We start from the raw sequence: 10,909 nt of genomic DNA, 5'->3' as shown, positions 1-10,909 counted from the left end.
TTTTTTAGGCTTCCAGAAGAAAGCCTTTACCTTCCACCATATATTTTTAAAGTAGAACAATGCTCCTAATATAGCGGCAATAATTACCTGAATAAGGTAACTGCCACTGCCCGGATCTATATACATCAAAAAGATGTTGGCTAACACTTTTAAAATTTGGGAATAAAAGTAAAAAAGATATCAGAACGAAAAAAAATATTTAATTTTCTCGATCTAATAAAACGTTTTTTCAACCTGAATAGTATTTTTCCCAGAGCTGCCTGAGCGCATGGCAGCTTATTTTTACAGATAGCTTAAGTTTGTTTTGGGCGTCAGCGTCAATAATGTTTCGTACATTAAGCGAATGGTTTGCTCTATGTCGCTCTTATGCAGCATTTCAACCGTTGTGTGCATATAGCGCAATGGTATAGAGATCAGTACCGATGGGCAGCCGTCATTGGCATAGGCAAAGGAATCGGTGTCGGTGCCGGTGCTGCGCGAAACGGTGCGCAACTGAACCGGAATACTGTTCTTTTCTGCCACATCCTGTACCACACTCAGCAGTTTATTGTGTACTGCCGGTCCGTAAGCCAGTGAGGGGCCTTTGCCGCAGGCTACATCACCTTCAATGATCTTATTGATCATGGGCGTATAGGTATCGTGCGTAACATCGGTAATGATGGCTACGTTGGGTTTTATTCTGCGGGCGATCATTTCTGCCCCACGCAAACCAATTTCTTCCTGTACAGCGTTTACAACGTACAAGCCGTATGGTAACTGCTTTTTATTTTCTTTCAGTAAACGGGCTACTTCAGCGATCATAAAACCACCCACGCGGTTATCGAAGGCGCGGCCGATATAGTAATCATTGGCAAGCTCGTCAAAACCATCCTGGTAGGTAACAACCGCGCCAATATGAATACCCAGGTCGTCTACTTCTTTTTTATTGCGGGCGCCACTGTCAAGGAACAGGTTCTCTACCTTGGGTGAAGGATCTTTGGCATCGGGATTATGTAAGCGGGTATGAATAGCCGGCCAGCCAAAAACAGCTTTCACCGGTCCTTTCTTCCCATGAATAAATACGCGTTGTCCCGGAGCGATCACATGGTCAACACCGCCATTGCGTTTCAGGTATATCAATCCTTCGGGAGTGATGTAGTTTACAAACCAGCTGATCTCATCGGCATGGGCCTCTATCACCACTTTAAATTCTGCTTTAGGATTGATAACGCCTACAGCTGTACCATAAGGGTCAACAAAAGTGGTATCAACCAGCGGGGAAACATAGTCTAACCATAATTTCTGTCCGCTGCTTTCAAAACCAACAGGAGACGGATTGTTTATATAAGTTTTGAGAAAGTTAAATGCCTTATCGGTCAATGTGTAAGTACTTGCAGAAGCGGAAGCGGTCGTTTTACTTTTAGCCATAATTACTGTATTAAAAGATAAAATCGTGTTCTATATATTGATAAAAAAATTGATTTAATTGGGCAAAACTACTTATTTGGGATGAATATCGTTAATAGTGACGAAAACATCATCAATCCATCCAAAACAAAGTAGTACAGGTAATCGCTGAAGTTCTTTTTGGCTACCGGGTACAGCACGGCGGTTATAACGCCGGGAATAAGCAGCAGAACAATAGTAAGGGCCGAAAGTTCATAGAAATATAAAGCACAGGTGCTGATGGCAAACCCCGCCAGTGATGCAGCAAACAGGTTATTGATGCCCTGCTCGTTAAAATAGGTGATCATGCTGCGGATACCCGATAGTTTATCATAATCGCGGTCGCGGTAATCGAAAATAATGCAAATGGCATAGATGAGCATAAAACGGCTGGTGCAGAACAAGACCGTAGCCATATTCCAGTGATGGTTGTCGATGGCAATGGGTAAAAAAGTGGTTACGTACATCCATACAAAGGCCAGGAACAGTGTTTTGCCTACGGCTATCCGGCTGAGCCAGGCAAAGGGGCCATATTGTAGTTTGGGGGCTGAATACAGGAAGGTCAGCAATACGGCGCCGGCCAGCCAGATCCAGTGTTCAATAAATTGAAAGAAGTACCATACCGATACAAGGGCGCCTAAAGAAATAAGTACAAGGTGCAGCGTTTTATGATGCTCCGTCCAGCGGATGCGCACATTTTCACTGGTGGCATCGCCGCTCAGGTACCAATGGAAATTATAACTGCAAAGCGTAGAAAAAAATACAAATACCAGGTAGGCAATATGGTTGTACTGCAGGTGTAGTAATTGATTGGTTTGAATTACCATCATCAAAGCACAACCGGCAATAAACAAACTGGTGAACAGAAACAGATCGAATAAATATTTCAACATCCTGCAAACACTGAATCCCGCAAGTTAAGACCTTTCTATAACAAGTTGTCCGGTAGTGGCCGTATCACTAAAATTTCCAGCTCTGTCTTTCACTACAATATGCAAAATAATAGTGTCTGGTTCCTTGCCATTGGGCGCATCCGGCTGGCTGCGGGGATCAGCGCAGGCATTAAGATCTGTATTAAATAAGGTTACTTTTAATTCCCCTTTCGTCTTTTTGGGGAAATCTGGAATTCCGTAAGGTAATATAGGGTTCAATACTGTTTTAACAACTGAATTAAGCCGTTCTTTATACAAAAAAACCGAATCCAGGTCGCCCTGCTTGTCGGTAAACTCCATTAATATTTCAGAAGAACTTCCGCTCAAAACCGAAACCTGGCTAGGATTAACTGATTTTATTGTAATGGTAGGTTTGTCCTGGAACTTATCTTTGCTGCAAGCGGCAAACAGTATTAAAGAAAGGGTGCTATATAAAACAAGCTTTTGCATATGTTGTTATTGTCGTGACAAATTTAAAGCCTAAAGTCTGCAATAAATTTATGATTTGTGAAATAGAAGATAAAATTTTTTCACTTGAACCAGTTGATTTTGAACAACTGGCGCTCGAAGTATTCCAATTCCAGTACAATAATAATGCTATTTATCAGCAATACGTAAAGGCGCTGTCGATAGTTGGGTCAAATGTGCGGTCAATAGACCAGATCCCCTTTTTGCCCATCCGTTTCTTTAAAACGGCCGACATAAAAACCACCGTTTTTGAGCCGGAAGCCGTTTTTGAGAGCAGTGGCACTACCCAAACCATCAACAGCCGCCATTATGTAAAGGATATGGGTATTTACCACCGTAGTTTTTTACAGGCCTGGGAGCAATTTTACGGACCTGTACAGGATTGGTGCGTGATAGGGCTGTTACCTGCCTATCTGGAGCGACAGAACTCATCGCTGGTGGTGATGGTGAATGAAATGATCAAACTCAGCGGTCATGCGCAAAGCGGTTTTTATTTATACGAACATGAAAAGCTGGCAGCAGTGTTACAGGAGCTGGAAAAGCAGGGACAAAAAACCTTACTAATCGGCGTTACCTTTGGCCTGCTCGATTTTGCGGAGCAATTCCCCATGCCATTGAAGCATACTATTGTGATGGAAACCGGGGGTATGAAGGGCCGCCGCCGCGAAATGACCCGGCAGGAGGTGCATGCCATCCTTAGTACGGCCTTTAAAACCCCGTTGATCCATTCAGAATACGGGATGACCGAACTGCTCTCACAGGCTTATTCATACGGGCATGGATTGTTTGATTGCCCGCCCTGGATGAAAGTACTGGTGCGGCAGGATGATGACCCGCTCGATGTTCGGGTAGCCGGCAGCGGGGTAATCAATATAATTGACCTGGCCAACCTGTATTCCTGTGCATTTATTGCCACAGATGATGTAGGTACCGTACAGGAAGATGGAAGTTTTGAAGTGCTGGGCCGTGTTGATACCAGTGACATCAGGGGATGTAATTTATTAATAGCTGGTATATAGATAATTTAACAGGCTCTTGTGCAACGATATAGGTACGTTAGTAGTCAATTACCAAAAGGAAACCGATATGAAGTTATTAGTATTTTTTGCATTGGCAGCCACCATGCCGGCTTTATCATCCAAGTGTAACAAGTCGCAAAAACCCGATGAGTATTTACAAGGCAAGGTGATCAGAATTTCCTGCGCCAGCTATGTTGTACAGGTGTTGAATAATAATTCCATTGGCGAAGATGGCTGGAAGGACCAATCGAACAACAACGTTCAATACGATAATGTGTTTGCTGCCAGTAACCCCTGCAAATTACCGTCGGGTGTAAAAGCAGGCGCAACTATTAAGTTTAAGCTTAGTCCGCCAAAAGCGAATGATTGTATCACATGCATGATGTTCGATGCGCCACCCACCGTAAAATTCGACATCAATGAGATGTCTGTAGTAGGGAAATAATATTGTTTTAATGATTGATAAAGGGTCTTCCGATGAGTCGGGAGGCCTTTTGTTTTTACGGGAAGTCTGGAGTAATTTTTGTAACTTCAGTAACAACCCTTTTAACCAAAAAGTCATGGAGATCAAAGCTAAGCACGGCTTTAAAATTGATGCCGGTCAGGATCGCTTCAATGAAACGCTCACTTTTCTGGGTGGCACTTTTGAATGTAAAGTATCAGCCACCGACAGCAGGGATGGTTTGTGTGTGTTTGATACTACCAAAATGACTAAAGGCGGTCCGCCTTTTCATTTTCACTACACGCAGGATGAATGGTTCTATATTTTGGAGGGTGAATTCATTTTTAAGATCGGGGACGATATCTTTAACGCCAAAGCCGGCGATTCCATCTTTGCGCCCCGGCAAATACCGCACACCTTTGCTAAAATAAACGATGCCAATGCCAGAATGCTTGTGGTGTACCAACCGGCCGGCACTATAGATGAATTTTTTCAACAGGCCAGCCAGTTACCCGATGGCACCCTGCGTGATTTTGAACGGTTATACCGTATTCATGGCATGGAAATAGTTGGCCCGCCCCTGAAGTTTGAATAGACCCTGAGCGAAGTCGAAGTGCACTACCTGTATTCAACCGGTATTAACTCTGTACAGGGGAGGGTGCATTTACTTTGATGGCTTTCAAAAGCCAGCTCTATCAGGCGGATGGTATTATAGCCATGCGCAATTCTTTCCTGCACCGGTTTATCGTTCACCAGGCTCTCATACAGGTTTTTATAATAAGCGGCATAATCACCTTTGTAAGAAGGATAGCGCTCGCGAACCAGTTTTCCATTTACTTCTGTATGCAGCATGCCATAGATCGCTTCAGGTTCTTTTCCCCAGTCGTCCCCAACCGGTAAGGCGCCGGCACGTAACAAAGCCTCCTGGGGGTCTTCACCCGATTTTACAAATGAACCTTTTGTTCCGTGGATCAAATAGCGCGGACCCGGTTCACGCACCAGCATCCCGGCTTGCAGCATCACTTTTAAAAAGCCATAATCGAGCCGCAGGTCAAAGTAATCATCCACTTTGGCATGTGGGCGTTGCCTGCGTATATCGGCTGTTATGGTGTGGGGCATCCCAAATAAATACAATACCTGGTCAAGCAGGTGAGGACCCAGGTCGTACAGGATACCGCTGCCTGGTAACGCATGTTCGCGCCAGGCTTGTGGCCGGGCTTCAGCACGATAGCGGTCGTAATGCCCTTCAAACGTATGTACCTCGCCCAGCAGTTGTTTATCGAGAATTTCGCGAATGGTAAGAAAATCGCTCACATAGCGGCGGTTCTGATAAACACTCAACACCACGCTGTTGCTATTGGCGATCTCTATTAATTCCATCGCCTCTTTGGAAGTATTGGTAACGGGTTTTTCCAGCACCACATGTTTGCCCGCTTCCAGTGCCGCCTTGGCATAGGGGAAATGCGTTTCATTAGGCGTGGTGATCACCACCAGGTCAATCTCCTCGTTCTGTAGCAGTTCGTCAAACGTCTTCACCACCTGCACAAAAGGATATAATTCTTTTGACTCCTGCTTATGCCGTTCTACCACACTAACCAGTTGATAGTTGTTATTGGTGGTAATAAAAGGTGCATGAAAGACCCTGGCAGAAATGCCGAAGCCTACTAAACCAACTTTGATCATTGCGAATGATTTTTTTTGATAAAAGTGTGATTGGTTAAACTAACAAACTCAATAACCTAAATAACTTACGAACCTGAAACTTTGAACTTAAAACGTTCAACTATAAACTGATTTTCCTATCCCTGGCAACTATCTTCCATTCCCCGGTGAGTTTCCCATTTTCAACTGTATATCCCCGTTCATGCAAAGCAACGGTTGGACAAATATGAATAGGAACTCCGTACAACACATCGCCCGGTTTAAAGGAATGGCCTTCACCCGCCTGCAAAACCAGGTGCTCTTCACTATGGGAGACTGCTTTTAACTGCGGGGCATTTAAGAAGAAAACCCGTTTGGTGATCTCATTTTCAGCCGCAATTGATTTGTGGCCCAGGTCAACACAAATATGGATATCATTAGGCAACGAAATCACGCGGGTTACCACGATGGCGGCAATTTGAAAAGGTTGCTCGGTGCATTGATCGAGATAGCTTTTGTCCCAGAAAATAAATGTACCGGGGCTGCATTCCACCGTTCCCCGTTTGGCGTGAATGGGAAAGCTGGGCGATCCGCCGGCGATAACTTTCACCTTGGTATAGCCCATCGATCTCAACGCCTGTAACATGTCTTCCACTTTGGCGTAGGCTTCATTACTCTGGGCAGTGCGTTCTTCCAGCGTACCGCGGGTATGACCGTCATATGCGTGCAACCCGGCAATTGATAAGCCTTTTGCCTTTGTACAATATTCATACAGTTCAATGGCTTTTTCACCCGGTACAATGCCCGTGCGGTTCTGCCCGATATTTAAATCGATATATACAGAAATGGTAGCGCCCACCGTCGCAAAAGCATTCGCAATGGTTTCGGCGCTGGGGATATTGTCGACCAGGCAACTAAAATGCGTGTTGGGATATTGTTGCGTTACCTTAACAAAGCGTTGCACTTTGGGACCAATGGGTTGATAGGCCAACACCACATCAGGCGCGCCGCACATGCCCAGCATTTCCGCTTCAGCAATGGTAGCGCATTTATATTTGGTGATGCCGGCGGCCAGCATCAGTTGTGTGGCTTCTTTTGTTTTATGGGTCTTGGCATGCGGGCGCAACCGTTGCGGATCATCGATCATGGCCTTCAGGGTAGTGATGTTTGTTTTTACCCGTTCAGGAAATATTACCAGGGCAGGAGTGTCCAATTCATCAATGTTTTGGATCTGATACCAGTTTGCTTGCATTGTTTGTTGTTTGTAATCGGCAATCGGCAATCGGCAAAAAATTTCAGGCGGTGCAAGATTAGAAATTAATCTCAAAATTCGCGACCCATTCACGATTCACGATTGACGATTCACGATCAAAGGTAATGACTTTAGCAGGTTCCCTGGTTACACAAAAATGTCAAGGATCAAAACCCCGATGAGTCCCATTACAGAAACAATGGTCTCCATCATTGACCAGGAGCGGATGGTATCTCGAATGCTGAGGTTGAAATATTCTTTATACATCCAGAAGCCGGAATCATTTACATGGGAGAAGAACAAACTGCCGGCGCCTATAGACAGCACCATCAGGTTGGCATTAACCTGCATTTGCGGAATAATGGGCCCGATGATACCGGCAGCGGTGAGTCCGGCTACGGTGGCTGAACCAACACAAATGCGAATAACAGCGGCTATCAGCCAGCCCAGTATCAGCGGATGCACAGGCCAGCCCTTTATGCTTTCGGCAATGGTAGTGCTAACGCCACTATCGGTAAAGACCTGTTTCAGTACGCCCGCACCAGCTACTACCAGTAAGATCAGCGCCACATCTTTAATGGCATCGCCATAAATATCCATAATGGCTTTTATAGGACGGCCGGTATGAATGCCCAGGGTAAAAGTGGCTACCAGCAGCGACAGCAGCATCACGATCACGGGGTCGCTGATAAAATCATTTACCTCCTTCGCAGAACCAGATAACCGCATCACCAGCGGAACAATAGTAGTAACCGTCAGCAGGATCACGGGAAGTAACGCGGTTAAAAAACTATTGGCGGAATGTGGTAATTGTTCAGCGGGGATCACCCGGGGTTGAAACGTTTGCAGGGGTTCACTGCGAATATGCTTCAGGGTTCTTGAAAAAAGTGGTCCGGCCACAATGATGGCAGGCACAGCCAGCATAATACCATACAACAAAGTGAGCCCCATATTGGCTTTTAACTGTGATACCAATGCTGTGGGCGAGGGGTGGGGCGGTAAAAAGCCATGAGTTACCGATAAAGCGGCCAGCATGGGCAACCCAATATATACGGCCGGCAATTTATACTGGTATACTACCGAAAAGATCAGGGGCACCATTAATACAAAACCCACATTATAATACAGGGGAATGCCCACCACAAAACCAGTTACCATTAATGCCCATTGCAGATGTTTCTGCCCAAAAGTGCGCATGAGCACCTGGGTGATCTTTTGGGCGGCGCCGCTTTCTGCCACCAGTTTTCCCAACATGGCCCCCAGGCCAATGATCACCGCCAGCGAACCCAGCGTATCGCCAATGCCTTTTTGTACAGATGTGGTGATCTTGTTTAATGGAATGCCGAGCCATAGGCCCGCAGCTATAGATACAAGGAGAAAGGCTAAAAATGGATTGAATTTAGCCCAGGATATAAGCAACACCAGTGCAATGATACAGGTAAATACAATAAGTAATGTCGTCATGATATTTTGATATGGCAAGTAATGGTACCGGGTATACGAAATTCCCCAACTCGTGGTTGTATTTCCCCCTGCTACTAATATAGCATTCTTTTGGTTAATTATGAAAGGCAAAGGGCAGAGGGCAAAAGGCCCTCCTACGCTAAAGCTTCGGCGGGCAAGCAAAGGGCCGCGACGCGGCAACCTTGAGTCGTGAAACGTGAAACTGCAAACGTGAAATCCCTAGTCCGCAATTTGTCGCAGCAACCACGAACGGGCATTCTTTTTTAAATAGCCACCTTATTAACCTTATTAACTATATCAACCCTATTAACCCTATTAACCTGTCAACCTGTTAACCTGTTAACTTGTCAACGTGTCAACTTGTTAACCCGTTAACTGGTCAACTGGTTAACTGATCAACTGGTCAACTGATCAACTTTATAATTAACTTGCCACTATGGATTCACTTACGCATATAGTTTTAGGTGCTTGTATTGGCGAAGTGTTTATTGGGAAGAAGGCCGGCAAGCGGGCTTTGTTACTGGGCGCGGTGGCGCAAAGCCTGCCCGATATTGATTTTGTTGCTTCTTTCTGGTTGCCTACTACCCGCGATCTGATCGCCCACCGGGGCATTACCCATTCCTTTTTATTCCTGCTAATCGTTACGCCGCTGCTGGCCTGGTTGGCCGATAAGTGGCGACGACCGCATAATATAGCTTTTACTACCTGGCTTTGGTTTTTTGCCACAGAGCTAATGACGCATTTGACGCTTGATTGTTTTAATGCCTATGGAACCGGTTTGCTGGAACCTTTCTCGCATCAGCGGTTTTGCCTGCATGCCATGTTTGTGGCCGATCCGCTGTTTACTATTTTCCCATTGGCGGTTACCATCGCCCTGCTGTTTATGAGAACAGATCACAAAAGAAAACGCTGGGCGGCCATTGCCATTGGCTGGTGTGTTTTCTATCTCATTATTGATGTGGTCAACAAATCGATTGTAGAGGCTGCGGTTAAACGGGTGGCGGGCCAAAAAAATATTACCTACCGGCGCCATTTTACCACACCTACACCCCTGAACAACCTGTTGTGGTATGTGGTGCTCGAAGACGATAAAGGCTATCACATCGGCTACCGGTCGGTGTTCGATACAAAACCTGATATTGACTTCACTTATTTCCCCCGCAACGATTCCTTATTAAACCCCGTGAAAGACCTGGACGAACTGAAGGACCTGTTTATTTTCTCCCAGGGCTATTATACCATTGAGAAAGAGGGAAATTCCCTTATGTTCAACGATCTCAGGTTTGGACAAATGATAGGTTGGTACAAGCCAAGGGCGGGTTTTGTTTTTCATTACTACCTGCAACGGCCCTATGGCAATAATATGGTGGTGCAACGCGGGCGCTTCGCTAATTGGGATAAAGCGGTGTTTAAGTCGATGCTTCATCGTATAAAAGGAGAGTAGTTGATTGTAAGTACGGGATCGTTGTAACCCGAAACATGTATTTAATCACTTGCTTTGTTTAAAATAGAAAGTAAATATGTAAACCATGACCCGCACCAGCCAGTAGGAGCAGAATTGAATAAACCGCTGAATGAAGTTGTACTTTTTGTTGTACTCCTCAACCGTTACAAGCACGCAATCGTTTTTGATAACGGCTTCCAGCTTTTCCTGCACCTGGGTGGCAAAATCCGCATCATTGACATCTATATTCAGTTCCACACTGGCGTAGGCGCTGATGTCGTTTATATTGTAACTGCCAATGGTTACCCATTTTTTATCGCGGGTGGCCATTTTACCATGCAATACGGCTTTGGTATATTCATACAATCTGATGTTACGCTTCAACAGCCAGCGATACATATAGCGTTCGGCATGTTTGGCCAGCGGCACATCCGATTTGCCCGCCACAATAACCTGGATGTTTATATTGCGTTTGGCGGCTCGTGACAGGTGATGCCTGATGATGGAGCCTGGTAAAAAATACCCCGACATAATAATCACGTTCGAAGTAGCCTTCTTCAACATGTCGATATAACTGCGTGAGATCTGGTTCTTGCTTTTTACCCAATCATTGCGGCGAATGCGAAGCGGCGTATGGCCTGTGAACGGGAGACCTGGTAAATTGTTTCGCAGCAATTTTTTGAACATCATTTGGCCCGGCCTTGCCCACACATCAGTACAAATTTTAAACAGGGCGCCGGCAGCGGGTCCTTCCATGTACAAGGCCCAATCGAGCCAGGCCGGTTCATCCTCGGTATCATTGTAGCGGTTGCTGATATTGAT

General features: G+C 45.4%; 11 protein-coding genes. 4 read left to right on the top strand and 7 right to left on the bottom strand.

The features are described from left to right. Nucleotides 1-282 precede the first annotated feature (282 nt). From ACJ751_RS02235 to ACJ751_RS02225, 3 genes are all read right to left on the bottom strand, one after another. Nucleotides 283-1,407, bottom strand: a complete 1,125-nt coding sequence (locus tag ACJ751_RS02235) for a M42 family metallopeptidase (RefSeq protein WP_407743746.1) — start codon at nucleotides 1,405-1,407, stop codon at nucleotides 283-285. A 68-nt stretch (nucleotides 1,408-1,475) separates the two neighbouring features. Further along, nucleotides 1,476-2,318, bottom strand: a complete 843-nt coding sequence (locus ACJ751_RS02230; RefSeq protein WP_407743745.1) for a hypothetical protein — start codon at nucleotides 2,316-2,318, stop codon at nucleotides 1,476-1,478. A 24-nt stretch (nucleotides 2,319-2,342) separates the two neighbouring features. Then, nucleotides 2,343-2,807 carry a hypothetical protein gene (locus ACJ751_RS02225; RefSeq protein WP_407743744.1) on the bottom strand — a complete coding sequence of 155 codons (465 nt, stop codon included), beginning with the start codon at nucleotides 2,805-2,807 and terminating at the stop codon, nucleotides 2,343-2,345. Nucleotides 2,808-2,857: 50 nt separating this feature from the next. Between ACJ751_RS02225 and ACJ751_RS02220 the strand changes: the two genes are divergently transcribed. The 3 genes from ACJ751_RS02220 to ACJ751_RS02210 all read left to right on the top strand — a co-directional run bounded on the left by ACJ751_RS02220 (nucleotide 2,858) and on the right by ACJ751_RS02210 (nucleotide 4,881). Continuing rightward, entirely contained in the window at nucleotides 2,858-3,844 is a 987-nt protein-coding gene (locus ACJ751_RS02220) for an acyl transferase (protein WP_407743743.1), read from the top strand. A gap of 67 nt (nucleotides 3,845-3,911) precedes the next feature. Then, complete coding sequence (locus tag ACJ751_RS02215; RefSeq protein ID WP_407743742.1) at nucleotides 3,912-4,289, top strand: hypothetical protein; 378 nt, start codon at nucleotides 3,912-3,914, stop codon at nucleotides 4,287-4,289. A 115-nt stretch (nucleotides 4,290-4,404) separates the two neighbouring features. Beyond that, nucleotides 4,405-4,881 carry a cupin domain-containing protein gene (locus ACJ751_RS02210; protein ID WP_407743741.1) on the top strand — a complete coding sequence of 159 codons (477 nt, stop codon included), beginning with the start codon at nucleotides 4,405-4,407 and terminating at the stop codon, nucleotides 4,879-4,881. A 23-nt stretch (nucleotides 4,882-4,904) separates the two neighbouring features. On the opposite strand, the gene ACJ751_RS02205 is transcribed toward ACJ751_RS02210, so the two are convergent. The 3 genes from ACJ751_RS02205 to ACJ751_RS02195 form a co-directional block, all read right to left on the bottom strand. Continuing rightward, the gene (locus tag ACJ751_RS02205) at nucleotides 4,905-5,969 is read right to left on the bottom strand and encodes an oxidoreductase (protein WP_407743740.1); all 1,065 of its coding nucleotides are present in this window, start codon (nucleotides 5,967-5,969) and stop codon (nucleotides 4,905-4,907) included. A gap of 100 nt (nucleotides 5,970-6,069) precedes the next feature. Continuing rightward, complete coding sequence (locus ACJ751_RS02200) at nucleotides 6,070-7,179, bottom strand: D-TA family PLP-dependent enzyme (protein WP_407743739.1); 1,110 nt, start codon at nucleotides 7,177-7,179, stop codon at nucleotides 6,070-6,072. Between the two features lie 147 nt (nucleotides 7,180-7,326). Next, on the bottom strand, nucleotides 7,327-8,643 hold the full coding sequence (locus ACJ751_RS02195; RefSeq protein ID WP_407743738.1) for a gluconate:H+ symporter: 1,317 nt from the start codon (nucleotides 8,641-8,643) through the stop codon (nucleotides 7,327-7,329). Nucleotides 8,644-9,079: 436 nt separating this feature from the next. Between ACJ751_RS02195 and ACJ751_RS02190 the strand changes: the two genes are divergently transcribed. Continuing rightward, entirely contained in the window at nucleotides 9,080-10,087 is a 1,008-nt protein-coding gene (locus ACJ751_RS02190; RefSeq protein ID WP_407743737.1) for a metal-dependent hydrolase, read from the top strand. A 45-nt stretch (nucleotides 10,088-10,132) separates the two neighbouring features. Here the strand turns inward: ACJ751_RS02190 and ACJ751_RS02185 are convergent. Then, on the bottom strand, nucleotides 10,133-10,909 hold a 777-nt coding region (locus tag ACJ751_RS02185), incomplete at its 5' end, for a phospholipase D-like domain-containing protein (protein WP_407743736.1).

This window comes from Niastella sp. (genome assembly GCF_045805085.1).
In the GTDB taxonomy this organism is placed as follows: Bacteria; Bacteroidota; Bacteroidia; order Chitinophagales; family Chitinophagaceae; genus Niastella.
Note: the sequence above shows the minus strand (reverse complement) of the source record. Positions and strands in the feature narration are given on the sequence as shown.